General features: G+C 42.5%; 18 protein-coding genes, 2 tRNA genes and 1 pseudogene. 11 read left to right on the forward strand and 10 right to left on the reverse strand.

What is annotated here, in order from left to right; genetic code table 11:
- The first annotated feature begins 203 nt into the window (after nucleotides 1–203).
- A complete protein-coding gene (locus tag KI655_RS17455) occupies nucleotides 204–1,283 on the forward strand; it encodes a diguanylate cyclase domain-containing protein (RefSeq protein WP_285407512.1) in 1,080 nt (359 codons plus the stop codon).
- On the opposite strand, the gene KI655_RS17460 is transcribed toward KI655_RS17455, so the two are convergent.
- Together KI655_RS17460 and KI655_RS17465 are read right to left on the reverse strand one after the other, a co-directional pair.
- Nucleotides 1,276–1,848: a DUF1415 domain-containing protein gene (locus KI655_RS17460; RefSeq protein ID WP_285407514.1), complete on the reverse strand. Its 573-nt coding sequence runs from the start codon at nucleotides 1,846–1,848 to the stop codon at nucleotides 1,276–1,278. The two genes, KI655_RS17455 and KI655_RS17460, sit on opposite strands and share 8 nt — an antisense overlap.
- A gap of 127 nt (nucleotides 1,849–1,975) precedes the next feature.
- Nucleotides 1,976–3,181, reverse strand: a complete 1,206-nt coding sequence (locus KI655_RS17465) for an MFS transporter (RefSeq protein WP_285407516.1) — start codon at nucleotides 3,179–3,181, stop codon at nucleotides 1,976–1,978.
- A 108-nt stretch (nucleotides 3,182–3,289) separates the two neighbouring features.
- On the opposite strand from KI655_RS17465, the gene KI655_RS17470 reads away from it, so the two are divergent.
- Both KI655_RS17470 and KI655_RS17475 read left to right on the forward strand, forming a co-directional pair.
- Nucleotides 3,290–4,162, forward strand: a complete 873-nt coding sequence (locus tag KI655_RS17470; RefSeq protein WP_285407518.1) for a LysR family transcriptional regulator — start codon at nucleotides 3,290–3,292, stop codon at nucleotides 4,160–4,162.
- Between the two features lie 646 nt (nucleotides 4,163–4,808).
- Entirely contained in the window at nucleotides 4,809–6,113 is a 1,305-nt protein-coding gene (locus KI655_RS17475) for a hypothetical protein (RefSeq protein ID WP_285407520.1), read from the forward strand.
- Between the two features lie 42 nt (nucleotides 6,114–6,155).
- On the opposite strand, the pseudogene KI655_RS24190 reads toward KI655_RS17475, so the two are convergent.
- Nucleotides 6,156–6,518, reverse strand: a pseudogene (locus tag KI655_RS24190) (glutaredoxin domain-containing protein).
- A 137-nt stretch (nucleotides 6,519–6,655) separates the two neighbouring features.
- On the opposite strand from KI655_RS24190, the gene KI655_RS17490 reads away from it, so the two are divergent.
- Both KI655_RS17490 and rlmF read left to right on the forward strand, forming a co-directional pair.
- A complete protein-coding gene (locus tag KI655_RS17490) occupies nucleotides 6,656–7,153 on the forward strand; it encodes a M48 family metallopeptidase (RefSeq protein WP_285407523.1) in 498 nt (165 codons plus the stop codon).
- 4 nt (nucleotides 7,154–7,157) lie between these two features.
- Nucleotides 7,158–8,402, forward strand: coding sequence for a 23S rRNA (adenine(1618)-N(6))-methyltransferase RlmF (gene rlmF, locus KI655_RS17495; RefSeq protein ID WP_285407525.1), 1,245 nt, complete (start codon nucleotides 7,158–7,160; stop codon nucleotides 8,400–8,402).
- 95 nt (nucleotides 8,403–8,497) lie between these two features.
- Here the strand turns inward: rlmF and pilW are convergent, their stop codons facing one another.
- Together pilW and metA are read right to left on the reverse strand one after the other, a co-directional pair.
- Nucleotides 8,498–9,232 carry a type IV pilus biogenesis/stability protein PilW gene (pilW, locus tag KI655_RS17500; RefSeq protein WP_285407526.1) on the reverse strand — a complete coding sequence of 245 codons (735 nt, stop codon included), beginning with the start codon at nucleotides 9,230–9,232 and terminating at the stop codon, nucleotides 8,498–8,500.
- Between the two features lie 175 nt (nucleotides 9,233–9,407).
- On the reverse strand, nucleotides 9,408–10,349 hold the full coding sequence (metA, locus tag KI655_RS17505; protein ID WP_285407528.1) for a homoserine O-succinyltransferase: 942 nt from the start codon (nucleotides 10,347–10,349) through the stop codon (nucleotides 9,408–9,410).
- A gap of 285 nt (nucleotides 10,350–10,634) precedes the next feature.
- Here metA and KI655_RS17510 point away from each other — a divergent pair, with 285 nt between their 5' ends.
- From KI655_RS17510 to KI655_RS17520, 3 genes are all read left to right on the forward strand, one after another.
- Nucleotides 10,635–11,006, forward strand: a complete 372-nt coding sequence (locus tag KI655_RS17510; RefSeq protein WP_285407529.1) for an ATP-binding protein — start codon at nucleotides 10,635–10,637, stop codon at nucleotides 11,004–11,006.
- 81 nt (nucleotides 11,007–11,087) lie between these two features.
- The gene (locus tag KI655_RS17515) at nucleotides 11,088–11,510 is read left to right on the forward strand and encodes a DUF3859 domain-containing protein (protein ID WP_285407530.1); all 423 of its coding nucleotides are present in this window, start codon (nucleotides 11,088–11,090) and stop codon (nucleotides 11,508–11,510) included.
- Between the two features lie 665 nt (nucleotides 11,511–12,175).
- Nucleotides 12,176–12,427, forward strand: a complete 252-nt coding sequence (locus tag KI655_RS17520) for a hypothetical protein (protein WP_285407531.1) — start codon at nucleotides 12,176–12,178, stop codon at nucleotides 12,425–12,427.
- A 70-nt stretch (nucleotides 12,428–12,497) separates the two neighbouring features.
- Here the strand turns inward: KI655_RS17520 and KI655_RS17525 are convergent, their stop codons facing one another.
- The 4 genes from KI655_RS17525 to KI655_RS17540 all read right to left on the reverse strand — a co-directional run bounded on the left by KI655_RS17525 (nucleotide 12,498) and on the right by KI655_RS17540 (nucleotide 16,105).
- Nucleotides 12,498–13,604, reverse strand: coding sequence for a M20/M25/M40 family metallo-hydrolase (locus tag KI655_RS17525; protein ID WP_285407532.1), 1,107 nt, complete (start codon nucleotides 13,602–13,604; stop codon nucleotides 12,498–12,500).
- A 209-nt stretch (nucleotides 13,605–13,813) separates the two neighbouring features.
- Nucleotides 13,814–14,278 (reverse strand): TetR/AcrR family transcriptional regulator, encoded by a 465-nt coding sequence (locus KI655_RS17530; RefSeq protein WP_285352404.1) that lies wholly within the window; start codon nucleotides 14,276–14,278, stop codon nucleotides 13,814–13,816.
- A gap of 171 nt (nucleotides 14,279–14,449) precedes the next feature.
- Nucleotides 14,450–15,649: a GGDEF domain-containing protein gene (locus KI655_RS17535; RefSeq protein ID WP_285407534.1), complete on the reverse strand. Its 1,200-nt coding sequence runs from the start codon at nucleotides 15,647–15,649 to the stop codon at nucleotides 14,450–14,452.
- A 270-nt stretch (nucleotides 15,650–15,919) separates the two neighbouring features.
- A complete protein-coding gene (locus KI655_RS17540) occupies nucleotides 15,920–16,105 on the reverse strand; it encodes a hypothetical protein (protein ID WP_285407536.1) in 186 nt (61 codons plus the stop codon).
- Between the two features lie 251 nt (nucleotides 16,106–16,356).
- Between KI655_RS17540 and KI655_RS17545 the strand changes: the two genes are divergently transcribed.
- From KI655_RS17545 to KI655_RS17555, 3 genes are all read left to right on the forward strand, one after another.
- Nucleotides 16,357–17,019 (forward strand): DUF2726 domain-containing protein, encoded by a 663-nt coding sequence (locus KI655_RS17545; RefSeq protein ID WP_285407537.1) that lies wholly within the window; start codon nucleotides 16,357–16,359, stop codon nucleotides 17,017–17,019.
- Between the two features lie 160 nt (nucleotides 17,020–17,179).
- Nucleotides 17,180–17,256 (forward strand) — tRNA-Val (locus KI655_RS17550).
- 75 nt (nucleotides 17,257–17,331) lie between these two features.
- Nucleotides 17,332–17,408: transfer RNA gene (locus KI655_RS17555), tRNA-Val, on the forward strand.
- Between the two features lie 92 nt (nucleotides 17,409–17,500).
- On the opposite strand, the gene KI655_RS17560 is transcribed toward KI655_RS17555, so the two are convergent.
- On the reverse strand, nucleotides 17,501–19,063 hold the full coding sequence (locus tag KI655_RS17560; RefSeq protein WP_285407538.1) for an EAL domain-containing protein: 1,563 nt from the start codon (nucleotides 19,061–19,063) through the stop codon (nucleotides 17,501–17,503).
- Between the last annotated feature and the right edge of the window lie 76 nt (nucleotides 19,064–19,139).

Below are 19,139 nucleotides of genomic sequence, written 5' to 3' on the forward strand. Positions count from 1 at the left end.
ATCCATTTGTATTTGGTAGGGAGGTATTTTAGCAAAGCTGAGGGTGTGGCGCTATTCGTAACACAGAGAGCCTAACTTATATTCTTCGTATCAATGTCTCTGAATGCTATAAAAGTATTTGTATATTATTAGCTTTTGTCTTTTACTCATCCATATGAGGAATGGCTAAGATGAGGCCATCTACTGGAGTAGAGAATCGATTTATGAATAGAGCCAGCGAAAGCGAAATTGTTATTCGACGCTTGTATCAAATCACCAATGACTACAAAAAGGGATTTGAAGAGCAGATCGTACAGCTTTTACAGATGGGCTTACAACGTTTTGAATTAGACATTGGCATCCTTTCTAAAGTCGAGGGAGATAAATACACAGTACAACACTGTGTAACTCCAGAAGGGGTACCACTTTCGCAAGGTGATTCGTTCGATTATCACGCCACATATTGTGAGATCACTTGTCGCGCCAGTGGCCCTATCTCTATAGAGCATTGCGGGACGCACGATGTCTATGCGACCCATCCCGCTTATCAAGCCTTTGGCTTGGAGTCTTATATTGGCATTCCTATTTATGTTGATAATGAAATCTACGGCACGTTAAATTTCTCTAGCCCAAAGCCTTATTATCGAAAGTTCAAAGAGATGGATATCGATGTCATGAAGCTGATGGCGTCTTGGATTGAAGTCGAGTTGGTGCGACGTGCTCAAGAACAACGCCTGCAGCAGCTAAATGAGAAGCTTGAATATCAGGCGCTTTACGATCCATTGACAGGATTGCCTAATCGTCGCTGCCTGTTTAAAAAACTCAATGCTGAAGTCGAGAAGCTAAGAGCCGGTGAGGGTATCGGCAGTATTGCTGTGATCGATATCGACCACTTTAAAAAAGTGAACGATAACTACGGACACCAAATCGGTGATGATGTACTAAAGAAAATCGCCAATGTGCTCAAACAGAATACCGATGAGAGTGGGATTTCGGCTCGTTTTGGTGGAGAAGAATTTATTGTCTGTTACCCACAAGTCACCCCAGAATATGCAGAACACCGCCTGACAGAATTACTGAGAGCGGTAAAAAACATCACTTTGGACAGGGAGCCTGTGACTATCTCCGCAGGCGTTTGCCATTTCAAACTGGCGACTGAAGGGAATCAACTCAATCGGATGTCGACGTTAGACAACTTGATTAAGGTTGCAGATGAATGTCTCTATATCGCAAAAGAAAATGGGCGAGACCAATTCGTATCTCGCCCATTCGTCATGCCTTCACAGAAAGCGTGTGTTAGCTAGCACCAAATAGATAAGGGAACAGTTTACGTCGCTCTTCTGGCGTCAATGATTCTACGCGTGCGATATTCGTATCTGGGATCGCCTCAGGGTTTGGATAGTGTTTCAGCACTTTTTCCATGCTCTCTTCACGAATCAGGTGGTAGACCGGGTAAGGCGATCGGTTTGTTAGGTTCTCATCGTCTTCTGGGTCTGCACCACCAAAGCAGTAATCAGGGTGGAACGTCGCAACTTGGTAGATCCCTTCCCAATCTTGCTGTTTTATCAGCGCTTCAATCCAATCGATAAACATATTGTAATCAAAGAAGTCTTGCAGCATGTTTGGGACGACAACCAGCGTGGTCTCTAACTCTTCTGGCGCTGTGTTATCCAGCTCGACAAAGTGCGTCATGATATCTTCTAACAACGTCTCTTCGGTTGTCGCTTCGCTGACGAAGATCTTAATCTGTTTGTTGCGTTGAGGTTTTGCTGCAAATGGGCAGAGATTGAGTCCAATTACAACATCATTGAGCCACTGCTGAACTTGGTCATGAATGACCTGCAGATCGGTTGAAGGTGGGTTTGACATGACTTGCTCCGAATAATTTTTTGCGTAGCATAACAAAAACGCCCGTAATCAAAACCCTAATTTATCCTTCTGTTAGTTCTCTCGCGAACAAATAGCTCTTTAGCGAACAAACTCCTTTGTTTGGAGGCTAGATTTGAGCCTGAGTCATCGCTGGTTTGGCTTCGCGGTGGTGATGTAGTTGATATAGCCAGATAAAAATCAAACCGTAAAGCAGCGAACCGCCTAACATTACACCGTTCCAACCAAAATGTTGCCAACAGTACAGCAGTAAGAAACCACCCAAACTTCCACCTATGTAGTAATGCACTAAATAGAGAGCAGTCGCGGTGGCTTTCGCTTTGGTCGCTTTCTGACTCACCCATGCATACGCAAGTGTATGGGCGAAAAAAGCCCCAAAGCTAATTAACAACAGCCCAGCGATCATAAAAGGGATCTGCTCGACGGCGGAAATGAGCATGCCCAATAAACTGATGCAAGTACCCAGAGCAATACCGGCTAACGGGTCGAATCGTTGTGTCCAACGGCTGGAAAACTTCGAACTGATGGTCCCAGCTAGATAACAGAGAAAGATCAAGGATGCTAAACTAACGGCGAGAGAGTGGGGCTCCGCCACCAAACGGAAGCCCATAACCGAATATAAGTTAACGAACAACGCGAAGTTCGCACCACCGATGAGCATGGCTGTCCACAATGTTGGGTTCTTAAGATGAGTCACTACGGCTCGATTATGGTGAAAGAAGAGTCCTTTTTGCGGTTTGAACCCATGTTGGTTAGGGAGCTTCCAAGCAATATATAGCGCACCGATAAAAGAGCTGACGACAAAGAAGATGACAGCGGCGCGCCAATCAAAATAATCGGTGATAAGCCCACCCACTACACGCCCAGAAATTCCCCCTAAGGAGTTAGCGGCAATGTATCCACCGATAGCGATGGCAAATGCCTTTGGGGTAAGTTCTTCAACCATATAGGCGACGGCAACCCCTGCAAATGCAGCGACAGCAACTCCCATAACAGCGCGAGCCGCGACCAACTGCCATAGAGTGGTTGTGTATACCATGGAAAGCCCGACTAGAGGGATCAGAAATAGGCTAAGCAAAATAATCGGTTTACGACCAAAACTTTCAGATGCGATAGCCCAAGGTACTAAGCTAACAGATAAACCGAGCGTGGTGGCAGCAAACAACCAGTTCACCTGGGTTTCACTTACGGAGAAGACCTCGGCCATATGTGGAAGAATGGGCTGAAACACGTACAGATTGCAGAAAATAATGAACGAGCCAATCGCCAAAGATCGTGTGATGTTCTTGTATTGCGGTGTACCAGCATCAAACATGAGCGTAACCTTGTTCTAAATATTTACCAACTTGTGAACAAGGTAGCAACTCAACCTTAATAAAAGAAATATATTAAAAATATCACCTCAATATATTTTGTATATCGCATGCTTGAATCAAAATCTCTGCGTCATTTCTTAGCGGTCGCTGACCATGGCAACTTTACCCAAGCGGCTCGCTCGCTCCATATTGCGCAACCGGCATTGAGTATTTCAATCAAGAAACTGGAACAAATGCTTGAGCTAACTTTGTTTCGACGGGGAGAAAAGCAGGTCACGTTAACGGAAGAGGGCAAAGTGCTTTATGAGCATGCCAAGCGAATCGGTCAGCAGTTTGATGATGCACAGTTAGCGATGGATGAACTCAAGGGGTTGGAAAAGGGAGAGGTTCGGTTAGGCGCTCCGAGCATGATGGGCAGTTACTTCTTTCCAAGAGTCGTAATGGCATTCAAGAGCCGATTCCCTAATCTCAAAATTACACTAATAGATGCCGGTACAGCCTCCATTCGAGAGATGCTTCTCAATGGTGAGCTCGATATTGGCGTTATCAACCATGAAAATGTGCCTGATGACTTAGAAACTGACCATTTGTTGGCTTCGGAAATGATGGCTGTGGTCGGTAAAGATCACCCGTTGGCAACGCAGAGCAGTCTGACTTTTGAGCAGTTCTTTGAACAAGATTTGATAATGTTTAAGTCGGGCTACTTTCATCGAGATTTTATTGATCACGTCCGCAAACAATATGATCTTGATATGAGCATCGCGTTTGAAACAAACCTATTACCCATGATTCTCTCTATCGTAAAACAAGAGTTTGCAATCACCGCATTACTCAGCTTAGTCACAGAGTATGAGTCGGATGTCGTTGGTATCCCATTTAGCGAACCAGTGAAGTTAAACCTATCACTCGCGTGGCGCAAAGAAGGGTATTTATCGAAGGCAGATCGAACGTTTATTGAGTTTATTAAGCAATACGTTTAGTTAAATGGGAGTGTCAATAATCAGACAGCTTAAGTTTTAAAATTCGGGATGTGGTGTTGTTTCACCTTATTAACTTAAATCTAATCGCAAAAACTGGGCAGAGTGTCACTAAAAATATCGATTTTTAATGTGACTTTGCTCGCTTTATCTATTGTATTTATGCAACAAAATGTAAAGCGCGTTTACTTTAAGTATGGGGTACGTATAATCAAATTATTGACGGTATGGTATTCTGAGTTTTATGAAATGTAAATGTAAAGAACAACAAGTTGTAAGAGTGCACAGAACTTTTTTTGATAAGGTTTTGGGGATCAAAGCGAAATACAAGTGCGTTAAATGTAACGCCGTTTTTAAAATCAAAGGCTAATTCAACTCTGAGACTTTCTAATTTTTGTGTTACTTGCACAACAAAGCCCGCATTTCGCGTAATGCCAGTCAGTTAAGCTGACTGGCATTTCCTCCCTGTCTCATTTCATATGCACTTTTCACCCACACTTGTAATCAGTTACAAATGACTGTAATCTGTTTCAGTACGCATGACTGTAAATGGTGGGCGTTGGGAATATGAAGCATGGAGTTGCTAGAATTAAACTATCTAATAAAGAAAGCACCTAGCTGTTTTCTTGTTAGGGAAAAGACGTTAATTATGAAAAGTAATCTAATAACCTTGTTTCTTGTATCCTCCTCTCTGGCGGGCTGTGGTGGTTCTGGTAGTTCCTCTTCAGAACCTGCCCCTTCTGCTGTCGCAGTAACCCACATGAGTACACCTGAAGCTGGTATGCAATCGATGCAAACAATTGATAGCAAGTTGGTATATCGTGGTGATAACGCTCAAAAAAACATTTCGTTCACTGGTGATAACTTTCAAACAGTACTCTCACCTGATGTTACGGAAATGGTAGACATCAACACTAAGTATGCAGTAATCATGGTTAACAAAATTACTGTTCGTGCTTATGGTAAGAAAGTAACACTTGGCGAAGCAACGTTAATCCAAAATAAAGAAACTGGTGAACTAACACCAATTTACTTGGATGGCGAGCCGTACTATGAGAAGAACCAGCCGACTAAAGAACAATTTCGTTCATCGGTTGAATACACATCTTCGTATAACAGCATTGAGAGTATGATCTTTGAGGTATCAACCCTAATTGATGAAGAAGCACGCCTAGGAATGATGATTGACCACGTGACTGTATACAATGAAGATGCACAAATATTTGAATTGAAACCAGTAACAGAGCACCTTCCTGAAGAATCGGGTCGAGTTGTTGGGACATTATCAAATGGTGACATCATCGTTAGTTACTCTGACGCACTTGGTGGTCATAGTAGTTGGATTCGTGATGGTGTTGAACATAAATTTAACGTTGAACAACAACACAGCATCTCAATTTACGAAGACTCCGTTGTTCTAACGGATACAACTTCTAACGTAAACTCTAATCTTTTCATTGAACTTGAATTGATTGATGGTGAGGTTGTTCAAGGTAATGTAATAAACAAACTCATTCCTCATAATTATTATTTCGATGGCTCGTTGATCCGTAACGGCTATGAAATGCGTGGTTCATGTGAAGTTTACCGCCACACATTAGGTTCAATTGATGAAGTGGAGTTTCCTTATGAACTTTCGGAACATGCTGCAATTGTTCTTGGTGGGCAAAAAGCAATCTTTTGTTCAGATGGTAAAACAGTAATCAAGTTTGATACTGAAATTGAACAGTTCACTAAACACGAATACACCAACCAAGATAATTGGTTTGAAGCATTCGAACGTTCACAAATTGTTTCTGATAATGAAATCATGTTTGAAGTAATCGATTATGATAGCCACAATCACGATATGATTGATGAATACTATTACAATTTCGAAACAAACGAAGAAACAACGAAGCGTGTAAATCAAAAATCAGTCGCTCGATTACAGCGCATGAAAATTGATCTTTAATTTAGTTTCAGGCTTGGTTTTTTCATTATATAAAGGGGCTGTTTAGCCTCCTTTATATAATTTTTCAAAATTCTTTGGGTTCCAACCGATCATTATCTGGTCACCGATTTTTAGTACTGGTAGTGATCTAGCACCAATAGCGTCTAGTTCTTTTCTCCCTCTTTGCATTTTTGCATTTGTCATCCTGTACTTGTAGGCTTTCTCATCAAGGTAGCGTTGAGCATCTTTGCAATGAGGGCATTTGTCTTTTACATATAATACTAGTCGTTTCATTTTATTCCCCCGTTACGAGATGTGTGCTTTCGCGTTCGTCAGTCGGTAGGTGATCTTCTTTGAGTCTAGGTAGCGTTGAGCATCTTTACAGTGTGGGCATTTATCCGCTACGTACAGTACAACACGTTTCATTTTGCTTCTCTCTTGATGGATCTGAGCAAAGTGTAGCGAATCTAGGGTGATTAGAAAAGTGTGATCAGTTACACTATGCGGCTCAATTTTCGACGTCGCAACGAATTGCTGTGACGCAACCTGTACGGTCTTTCAGCATGCATCCTTCATTACGCTATATTCAAGGCTATCCTAAACACATTATCGATCCTGTTACTCAGCTTGTTGAGTCAGGTAAATTGGTGCCATGGTTTGAATCTCGCTATCCAAAGAATCACGAAATAAAGAGCGAGAAAGCCCTGTTTGATTATGCGATCGCGATTAAAAATCGCTATATGAAGAAAACACCACCCATCAGTAAAGTGATTTATGATGGCAAGATTCACCTAATCAACAATGCATTAGGTTTGCACTCTTATGTCGCCAAGAACCACGGTGGTAAGATCAAATCGAAGAACGAGATTCGTATCGCCAGTGTGTTTCGTAATGCCCCAGAACCTTTGTTGAGAATGTTGGTGGTACATGAACTTGCGCACATCAAAGAGAAAGACCACGACAAAGCCTTTTACCAACTATGCTGTCACATGGAACCGGAATATCATCAATTAGAGTTAGATGCCCGTTTGTTCATGATTTATCTAGACTTAAAGAAGTAGCCTAATGAGCCAATCACAAAAAAGAACCACGCTAAGCCTATCAAAAAACAGTGCTTCTGATACAAACCGTAACAGTGCGGATTCAAAAGCGGCTGGACAGAACAAAGCCAAGCGAGCTTCTGGTAAACCAAGCAACAACAAAGGCGGGAAGGGCAAAGCTCCTTTTAAAAAAGGCACTTCTAATAACGCACCGAAAAGGTCGAATGGTTCGCACAAGTCTTCTGGCTCGAAGCGTGCTGGTGGTACACAACGCAATAAGAATACCGTAAAGCCAGTAGCGGGTTTACACCCAAGAAACCAACACACAGGGCGTTACGACTTCGATCTATTGGTCGCGGCTTTACCAGAGTTAAAAGCGCACTTAGTTAAGAACCCAGTAGGCGAAGATACGATCAATTTCTCTGATCCATTGGCGGTTAAACTACTGAACAAAGCGTTATTGTCGCATCACTATGGTGTTAAGCACTGGGATATTCCGGCTGGATACTTGTGCCCGCCGATTCCTGGTCGAGCGGACTACATTCACAGAGTGGCAGACATCCTTAATAGCGATGGTCAGGGCGAACCTTATAATCATCAATCAGTGAAAGCGTTAGACATCGGTGTTGGTGCGAACTGTATCTACCCAATTATCGGCGCCACGGAATACAAATGGCGTTGCACGGGTAGTGATGTTGACCCTGTGTCGGTGAAAGCCGCGAATTTCATTGCTGAAAGTAACGTTAATTTAAAGGGTAAGGTTAAAGCACGTTTGCAAGCGGACTCTGAATCTATCTTTAAGGGTGTGATAAAAGATAATGAACGTTACGATGTCACTATTTGTAACCCTCCATTCCACAGCTCTCTAGAAGAAGCGGAAAAGGGGACACAGCGTAAATTAGATAACCTAGCGGCAAATCGAGCTAAGAAAGCGGGTCAAACGTTCAAACCTGAATCGAAAAAAGCCAAGCAAAATAAGCCAACTTTAAACTTTGGTGGCCAAAAAGCGGAGTTATGGTGTCCAGGTGGTGAAGCGGCATTCATCATGAAGATGGCACGTGAGAGCCAATTGTTTGCTACGCAAGTACTGTGGTTCACAACATTGATTTCAAAGAAAGACAACGTCGATATGCTTCGCTCTGAACTTGGAAAGCTTAAAGCGAAACAAGTGAAAGTCATAGAGATGTCTCAAGGCCAGAAAGTGAGCCGCTTTGTAGCATGGACATTTATGGACAACGAGCAAAGACAAGAGTGGATCGCACTTAAATAACGGCTCACACTGCAAAACGAGAAAGTATCGTTAACTTCCTTAAATTAAAACGGGCTTGTTGTTCATTCAACAAGCCCGTTTTTTATCAGATTTAGTTAAGCAGAGATCAATTCATCCAATTTGCTTTGGTACTTCTTCTCAAGCGCGTGATTGCCCGCTTTCCTTTCAAGGTCGATTAATATTTGAAGTGATGGTATTTGATAACCATATCGCTGGTGGAATTTAAACAGACGAAGCCTCGCATCATTGTAATCGGCTTCACTTACTTCAATTTTAGATAGTTGTAATATCGACTTTACTCGGTTCGGGTCATGGTCAATCGCACGCGTGAAGTAGTACTTGGCTCGTTCAGTATTACCTGCCTTAAATGCGCAAAAAGCCGCATTCTCATAACTGGCGGATACTAAGTAGTAATAGGGCTGGTCAATGGCGCGATTAAAGTACTTATCGGCCTGTTCATACTCGCCTTGCTTACACAAAAACGTACCGTAGTTATTGAGAACATTGCCGTTTCTTGAGTCTAGGCTTAGCGCTTTTCGGTACGCAGACCTCGCTTCATCCACTTCACCCACTTGTTCATAATAATGGGCCATAGAGAGCCGAGCACGGTAGTAGTCTGGTGCATGTTGAATCGCGAGTTCGAGGTTTTCTCGTGCACGAACCATGTTTTGTTGTTCCATATATCCTAAGCCAAGCGCAATCCTAGATTCAGACATTGAAACGGGGTCAGAGTCGACCTTTTTGGTGTCTCCCTCTGTAACGGAAACACAGCCCGAAACTAAGATGGCGAGAGTAGTAATGAATGAATGTAATAACTTGGATGAGGGCATTAACGGGCTCCTTCTCGATGCCTGTTCATGATATGAGAAGTCGTTAATTTAAATGGCAAAAAGGTGAGGTAATGCGACTCACCCACCATAAAAAAGCCATTTGTTACCGACTCCAAATCGAGTGATGACAAACGGCTCGCACGAATGATGTGACTTGAAGATCGAATTAACGGAGTTAGTCGTCTTTGGTGAAGTTCTCTTCGCTGAAATGTTCCAGATCGTATGGTGTTTGTTGGTAAACACAATAGTTTAGCCAGTTCGAAAACAATAGATGACCGTGGCTACGCCAGCTCGCAACAGGCTTGTTGTCTGGATTATTGTTCGGGTAATAGTTGATTGGAATAACGGGCTCCATACCTTCACCGAGGTCTCGTACGTATTCATTATGCAGCGTATGTGCATCATATTCTGGATGACCAGTAACGAACACGTTTCGCTTGTCTTTAGTCGCGGCCAGGTAAACCCCCGCAACATCTGACGTTGCTAGAATATCAAGGTCAGTATGGTCCGATAGGTATTCCGGTGAGAAGTCGGCATAGCGAGAGTGTGGAGCCAAGAAGGTATCATCAAACCCTCGCAGGATCGGATGGTATGGGTTATGGATCTCATGATGGTAAACACCAGACAACTTCTCTTTACGCGTTCTTTTCGGTAGGTCGTACAGCAGTTTCAAGCCCGCTTGAGCAGCCCAACATACGTAAAGAGTAGAAGTCACGTGCTTGTTTGCCCACTCCATGATGGTCTTTAGGTGGTCCCAGTAGATCACATCTTCAAATTGCACTAACCCTAACGGCGCACCAGTGATGATCAGTCCATCAAAGTTGCGGTTCTTGACCATCTCAAACTGGCGATAAAAGTTATCAAGGTGCTCAGTCGGTGTGTTTTTACTTGGTCGGTCATCAATGCGTAATAGTTCTACATCGACTTGCAGTGGGCTGTTCGATAGTAGGCGCAAGAATTGAGTTTCAGTTTCAATCTTCTTTGGCATTAGGTTGAGGATCAAGACTCGAAGTGGACGGATTTCCTGTGTCGATGCTCTTGATAGCGGCATAACAAAGATGTTTTCTTCGCGAAGAACATCGCTCGCTGGCAATTGGTCTGGAATGCGGATAGGCACAGCTTTCTCCCTAAGCTAGATATTTAGACGTCTATACTTCTGAATCTATAATATATTGTGACGCTTGTCGACATACAAAACGCACCTTTGTAAATATTTCGTTATTGAATCTACAAAGCACCTAAACAGGACTGTTGTTAAGGAGTCAGTATTGAAGCGGTTGAGCAAACATGTGTTGGTCGTTGAAACATAAATTAGCGCTTAGTGATCTAGGTTTATGATTCTGGCCTCAGATACGTTAACATTCTGCTTTCGCGTTATTTTTAGCTAAGGGTGAGTAAAAGTTTGAAACTTATCTTAATTCGAGGCTTACCCGGTTCTGGTAAATCGACGAGAGCAAAATCTCTGGATGCTTTCCATGTGGAAGCCGATATGTATTTTGTAAATGACCAAGGTGTCTACTGTTTCGATCCGGTTTTACTTCCGCAAGCGCATGCGTGGTGTCAAAAGCGTGCGGAAGAGGCCTTAAAACAAGGGCTTGATGTGGTGGTCTCGAACACGTTTGTCAAACAGTGGGAAATGAAAGCGTATCGAAAAATGGCACGTAAACATGGTGCAGAACTTGTGATAGAGGTGTGCCGTGAACAGTATGGCAACATTCACGGGGTGCCTGAGTCTGTTGTTGAACGAATGAGGAAAGATTGGCAAGAACAGTAATTTCGCCAGCACCACGCCAGCTCATCGAAAATCTCGTCTTGTAAGAACATAGACAAAAACAGTTAAAGGGTTAATTGAACAATGGCAAAGCGTTCTGTAGTCGTGGATATGACTTCTTATGGTATTTACTCCACTTGGGATTCGCGATCGAAAGATCTACCAAAGATTCAGGAGTTTACCAATAGGGTAGAGGCTGAGATTGATGTGGAGTTTGGCTATATCCTTAACATCAAGAAAGCCAAAGGTGAGAAAATTCGCTACTGTATTTATCACCCAAATATCACTACCGAAAAAGGAGAGGTGCTTGAACCTTTTGATGGTGAAGAGTATGTCGGCAGTAACGACTGGGACTTCTATCTTGGTGACACAATCTGGGAGCCTATCGATAACAAAATCGGTAAGTGGCGCATGACTGTCGAGTTAAAGGGTAAAGTGATCGCAGATAAAACCTTTGATCTCGTAGCCAAAGATGAAGGTCAGTTTTGGAAAAGGCGAGGCTTCTAAGCTGCTGTCTTAGGTTCTTAAAGCTCTATCCAAATAACAAAGTTCCATTCAAATACTAAAATTCTATTCAGATACTAAAGCCAAGCCGTTACGCTTGGCTTTGTCATTTCTTGCTTTGTTGAGCATATCTTCCCTAAATTAGACTCCTTTATAGTCGAATGTAACCTGTTGATTTATTTGTATTTACTCTCTCATTGATATAAAAGAGTCTCTTTCTTTCTATAAATAATGGAGAGTCTCGAAAGCAATATGGATACTACACCTTCACCGAAGTAGAGCGTTAAAGGTTCTATGTGCCTCTTTTTATGGGTGAAATATGATAACGATAGAAACCGCACTGTTTGGTCCCCTAACAATCAGTAGCAGTCAATTGATAGACCATTCTCGTACAAGCAGTAAGAAAGCCCAAAGGACGACTAAGAACATATTCACCGCAATAAATGCTAGCGACAACCAACCCATAACCATCGATGAGGCATTAGAGGTACGTCATAAGACACACTTCATTTGTGATGATTGTGGTCAAAGATTAAGAGCACATAAACGCTCGAAAACTGGTGCGAATGCACACTTCGAGCATCTTATAAAGAATCCATACTGTAAGTATTGATATTATGCTCAATTGTTTATTTAGAGTCTGAAATCAAACCAAGAAAGGAAATTTAATGTTGTATATTCTTGCCTTAGCTATCGCTATAGCGATCGTTGTGTTTATTGCTAACTCCAAGAATAGAACCAAAGCAGAGCAGCTAAAAGACTCATACCTGAAGAGATATGCGAACAATGAAGGACGATTTAGTCAGAATGATTTTTTGAACGTTGTCTTCACTCAGCTAGAGAAGGGGAACCGAGTAGCCGCTAAAGATATCAAAGAAGCGTTTGATATTATGGTAAAAGTGGAAGCTTCTCCCAAATAACTCAGCGCTACGTTTTCTAGATAGCAAAAAGCCAAGCAACGATGCTTGGCTTTGTTGATTTTGGTCTATTTTACTGCGTTACGTAAGTAATCACGAACTCAGTGATTGATACCATGTCTTTAACTGCGATGTACTCTTCAGTCGTATGTACTTTCGCCATGCCAGTTGAAAGGTTAACTGTTGTTAGCCCTTTTGCATTGAAGTTGTTTGCGTCGCTACCGCCACCTGTACCTTTGGTCGCGGCCGTAATGCCTAACTTGTCGAATGCTGACTTGATTGAAAGAATGTGCGGGTGATCGTCGGCAATAACGAAGGCATCGTATGCGCGAGTGGATTCGATTTCAACTTCAGCACCGAACTGCTTAGCACTCTCTTCGAATGTAGAGATCATGTGGTCAACTTGATTAGTTAGTTTGTCGCCGTTCAATGAGCGAGCTTCTGCAACCACTGTTAGTTCAGGCATTACGATGTTTGTTGCTTGTCCGCCTTTAACAATACCGATGTTTGCCGTCGTTTCTTCGTCGATACGTAGCAAATTCATCTTAGTGATTGCGTCAGCCGCAACTTGAATAGCGCTAATGCCTTCTTCTGGTGCTAAACCAGCGTGCGCAGGACGGCCTTTGATCTTAGCGACAATCTTTTGTTGGCCCGGAGCTGCATTCACGATTGTGCCAATTGGACCGCCTGTATCTAGTACAATCGCGTTGTCTGATTGGATGAAAGACATGTCAAAGTTCAGTGAACCAAATAGACCGCCTTCTTCATACACTGTGAATGCAATCTCGATGGTTTGGTGTTCACGACCTTCAGCTTTAATGCAGCGCACAGCTTCCATGATCGCAGCGATACCCGACTTGTCGTCACCACCAAGGATTGTATTACCTTTAGAGCGGATGATGCCGTCTTCGATGATAGGCTCAATACCAATACCCGGTGTTACGGTATCCATGTGGCAGCTAAATACAGTGCTGCCTTCTAGTGAGCCCTCTAAGCGTGCATAGATGTTGAAGCCGTTAGAGACTTCTTCTGGAACAGGCAGTTTGTGAACTTGAAAACCAAGCTCGCCTAACTGCTCAGCAAGTGCTTCTGCGATTGCTTTTTCGTTACGTGATTCACTGTCAATTTTTACTAGATCACAAAAGTGTTCAACTAAACGTTGCTCATTAATTTGGGTCATTGTTAACTCTCATTATATTGACCACTTTTTCATCTGAAATAGTGGCCTGTAGGAACAGGAAATTCAATATAACGCCAAGTAGGCGGTAGATTGTCTGAGTTAAATCAAGAAAATGCTCTGAATCGCCTAAAAGTTTTAAAAAATTGAGTCGTTAATCTATGACACTTTTATCAAAAAGGGTTGGCATCATTGTGGTGAATTTGTGCAAATCAACGCGCAGCGATTTGAATAAGGCTAACGCCAAACAAACGCTCGACGCTTTTGGTGGCATCGGTATTCATGCGATGGTTAATCACAGCAATAACGGAGTGCATCAGTTGACCAGAGAACGCCTCGCCACCTTGATGGACTACGGAGTGATGGAACGTTAAGCGAAGTACAGCAACAAAGTCTTGGTTGAAAAGTGCTTTTCGCCAACTGGTTTCTAGCTCAACTAGCCCCTTAGTGAGATTGAGCTGATCGATAATGACAGTAAGAAAGCGCCCTTGAAGAGCCAGTAGGAAGTCTGTCTTTTTAGGAAAGTGATGGCTGATGCCTGTTCGGGATATTTTTGTCGCCTGACTGAGTGTGGTATAAGACATCTTATCGTAGCCCATTGTCAGTAATTGATGTGTGGCGGTATCAAGAATTAAATTGACTGTGATAAGAGTATCTTCTTTGCTGCGCTTCGGCATTGGATTCGACCATAATAATCAAAAAGAGAAATGACTATACTCCTTTTGGGTATGCTATTCCATTAATTGGAGTGGTGGAATCAAAATTATATTTAGTGTGTATTACCTAAAGTTAAATAATTGATTAACATAGAATCAAAAAAACAACTTATTAATATATTTAATTTCTTTCTATAAATTTGAGCTGATTTCATCCACCTCTGTTACAACATTATTTCGACCTCTTGATTTTGCTTTATATAGCGCTTGATCTGCGCGATCAATCAACTCAATCGGTTTGCTATCTTTATTTGGCTTCGCCGTTGCAATACCAAGGCTTATCGTTATCCATTGGCTGCACCCTGAAAAGTCGTGAGGAAGTTTCATTGCCTCAACAGCTTCTCGCAGTGCTTCAGCGTACTTAGCTACCGACTCCGGATTCACCGACTGCACGTCATTCGACTCCAGGTTACCTTGCGGGATAATCGCTATAAACTCTTCCCCTCCAACACGAGCCACCATTGTTTCCGCAGTAGGTGGAGTGACAGATTTTATCGTCTGTGCGACTTGTTTTAGGCCTTCATCGCCAGCGACGTGACCGTAGTTGTCGTTGTAGGGCTTGAAGAAGTCGATGTCGATCAAGACAACACTGAGGCTTTGTCTATTTTCCAATGCAGTTTGCCATATGTTTGGAATAGTGTTGTTGAAGTAAGTTCGATTATTAAGGCCAGTAAGAGCATCCGTTTCTGACATTTTTTGAATACGTTCGTTAGCGCGGGATAAATCGGTGATCAATCGTTCCCTTTCTGCATCTTCTAATAGCCATTGCAGTGAACGTTTGTGCAGTTTCGCTATATAAAAGCAAAGATAGACAATTCCCGTTGCAATAATAGTTGCACCAGCGAGGGTATATCCCTTAACCCAAATTAAATAAACAGCGATAGGTCCCATTAGAGACCAGAAATAGCAATGGAAGGCGCCGCGAAAATTGATGTGATATATAACACCACCAAAGGCAAGACCAGAGGCGATCAGTACGATTGGCAGCTCTATATTTGGGTAACCAGTATTCATGGCCAATATTGAACCCGCTGACCAGACAACACCTAAAGCGCCACTTGTTATCGCATAGATCCAATAGGTTTTGTCGCAGTGCACGATTGACGATAGGTTGTTGTGCAAGTATCGAATGTAGCCGTAGCGGCACGCGAGTGTTATGAGCAAGATGCTAAGCCAAACCAATGCTCGAATCGAAGAGTCGAAAACTACCTGAGACAAGATGTAACAAACAATACCGACGATAGCATGGTTTAACGCGATAAATGGGTAGCTGTTAAACGCCGCTTTATAGGCACTTTGCCGAACTTGGATGGGAATGCTTTTGGTAGTCACAGGGCTCAAAGTAAACAGATTGAAGTACTGTTAATATAGGCATGCTTACAATCAGTTTGCAATACTGTTTAATGGCCTGTTAACACTTTTGTGATTAAAGAAGACGAATATGCAGAGTTCGATGCAAGATAATTGAGGGGCAAGTATGTTATGGACAAATCATTCAAAAGACAGCAAACCTCACTTGGGGAAGTAGGGTTTGCTGTCACTAAGAGTTCAAACATGAATGTTGTTGATTTGCTAGTCAGTGCTCAAAAGGGGAATCAAAAATTATTTAGCAATGCCTTGCAGTAATTCAACAAGCTCCGTTTCAGTAGATGGTTCTTTTTCAAGTTCATAGACGGCAGAAGCACCTCCTTTCAACATGTAAGCACGTGTACTGCAGTGATCATAATGGAACCATTTTCCATCAACACATACATCGGTATAACATCTTGGGTCTTGTTTCAGTTCCATATTGTCGCCCTTAACATTTGGTTAACGATTTTTATGCTAGTTGATCACATATGTTGCCAAATTGATCTAAATCAATAATTGTTTGGTTTTGTGTACGATAAATGCTCAAAAAGCGTGATGTATTGCAGTTGTGACTTGTTGAACGTACGGGTGAGGCGGGTGTGAAGGGCACCTAGCCACTGCTTTTTCTTGCCTATAAGCGCATTTATACATACGCTAACGGTTCTAGTTTTTAGTTAAGCAATGGCAAAATGACGAACATCTTTATTGTTGTAATTCTTCTGGTTGTTTTCTTCTACTTCATACAAAAATATGTGGTTAAGCATGACGATACGAAAGATCATGCTTATCAAAAGAAAGGTGCACTGCTCAATATGCAGCAAGCGGCTTTCTATAATGCACTCAAGTCTGCCGTGGGACATCATGGTGCTGTATTCGCTAAAGTAAGTATGACGAGTGTAATCGCACCGGCGAAGTCTAATTCGAAGAAGAACTGGTTTATCGCGAACAATAAGATCGCGCGCAGTTATTTTGATTTTGTAGTTTGTGACCCAAGAACGTTAGAGCCTAGAGTTATCATTGAGCTCGATAACGGACAAGAACTTAATAAAGGCAAAGTCGACCGAGAGAAGTTGCTGATTCATGTGTGTAAGTCAGCAGGACTGCCGCTGATAGGTGCTTCTGTTAAACACAGTTACCAAGTTAGTCGTTTAAAAAGGTTGCTTGCCGCGCATATTGACTTGATTGAGCCATCTAAAGAAGTTCGCTTTTGTAAGAAGTGTGGCTCTCCGATGATTATTAAACTGGCCAGCCAGGGTGAACACAAGGGAAGACGATTCTTTACGTGTAGTCGCCAGCCAAATTGTACCTACACAGAAAACTACAATGTTGTTTTTGAAGCAGACGAAGAGTAAGAGATACTAAAGCGGGTGTGACCTATCTCAACAAATGTCGATTGCTGAGACCAAAAAAACAACGCTTTGTTGATATATAGAGCAAACAGTTGATTTAAGGTAAATTTGTGCTTGCACGCCATCAGCTCTGTCGTTAATATCTTTCTCGTTCTTAAGGAATGGGTCCGTAGCTCAGTTGGTTAGAGTACTACCTTGACATGGTAGGGGTCGGCGATTCGAGTTCGCCCGGACCCACCATACCTTAAGTTGTTCCTTGTCAGAACAACCGCTTTGGTCACACGAGACATAATTAAAGCAAAGAACACAAAATTTGGGTCCGTAGCTCAGTTGGTTAGAGTACTACCTTGACATGGTAGGGGTCGGCGATTCGAGTTCGCCCGGACCCACCAAATTTTTCATACTTCGTATGGCAAAAAGCCCGCACATGTGCGGGCTTTTTTGTATCTGTGGTTTAACTGTAAGGCTCGTATTGAGCCAAACCTCATAGTGTTGGTATTAGCTGTAAATCTTTGGCGTTGATTTGCTCCTGATGCTTCAATATCTCTATAGCCAGTTTCTTCGGCATCGGCTTATAAAAGTAAAAGCCTTGAATGTAGTTCACGCCCAATGCTGCAAGGGTAGAGAGCTGTGATTCATTCTCTACACCCTCTACGATGACTTCCATACCTAGAGTTTCGGCAAGTTGTAGCATCGAGACCAACAGTGGTATGCCTAGGCTGGTTTCATCTAAGATATTCTTAACAAAGACTCTGTCAATTTTGACGATGTTAAAAGGGAACTGACGCACAAAGTCTAAGCCTGCGTAGCCCGTACCAAAATCATCGATGGCCGTTTGTACCCCAACACTTGCTAGTTCGGCTAAGTTCTCTTTGATTTTGAGCATGTCTCTTTCTAAACACTCTCCATCTTCGGTTACTTCGAACGTAACCTTCTTTAGCAGCTCTGGGTGCTTCTTGTAGATTTGAAGAACTCTGCTTGAGAAATCTTCATTTGATAAGACATTGCGGCTGATATTGACGCTGATGTACCTATTTTCGAATAGCTCAGGGTTCCACTGTAAGATTTCTAAGACTTCATCTAAGACAAAGTAAGTGAGCTCGCCAATCAGGCCTAGGCTTTCAGCCAATGGAATGAATATCGCGGGGGATACATTGCCTTCTACTGGGTCATTCCATCTTAATAACGACTCACAACCGACGATTCGTGTCGTACGCTGGTCAACAATGGGCTGTAGGTGAACGTGCAGGTGTTTGTTTTTAAGAGCGTTAGATAAGGAGTATTCGAGGCTTCTTCGTCCCTGATTTTTATGTTTTATATTCAAAGCGACAATGGTTGCGACACCCGCACAGAGAAAACCGAACCAAGAGTAGGTAAGTAAGAAGTTGATGTAGTAACGGTAGCCAGCATATGAGATGACGGTTAAGGGATAAGCATCAGACTCAATTTTCAGAGCTTTGATGAAGGAGACGGGCTCTGGCGTTGATATATCACGGTGTATGACCTCGACCTTCGACTCTAATCCATACTGTGATAATTGCCCTTCAACGATATCAGAAATGTAATGAGGAGGAATCAACAGGCTGACACCTTCTTGGCTTTGCTGATCTTTGAAGATCAGCATGATGGCTTTGGATTGAGATATCGCTGAGTTTGTGTATGAAAGAGTTGTGTGGTTGGGGTCGCTTTCAATTCGATTACTGATGGTTTGATATAGAGGAAACCAAACATCGCCTTCTGTCGTCGAGCAGTAAAAGTAATCACGATGATTATATATAGCAGCTTCTTTGACCCAGTCAGTGTGAAATACCGTTTGTCTCAGATCTCGAACAAAGGCCTTACACGGAAGGCTAGCGTTTTGCGTTGTTAGAAAAGAGTCAAACTTCGCCTTTATGTCATTTAATTTGGTTTCTGCAAGCTCTACCGACTTCTCACTCACATTCTTATAGTGAAAGGGGGTAATTGGGAGCAGCAGAGCCATAGCGCAACAAAAGGAAGCGATAAAATGGAGTGACGTTTTGGCAATGCTTTGGTACTTCATGATCATAGAATAAGCAACAGTTACTGTTCGACTTGGATATGTGTCTCAATTTATAAAATCAATATCCATAGAAACAAGTTGA

This window comes from Vibrio sp. D404a (genome assembly GCF_030248535.1).
Classification (GTDB): Bacteria; Pseudomonadota; Gammaproteobacteria; order Enterobacterales; family Vibrionaceae; genus Vibrio.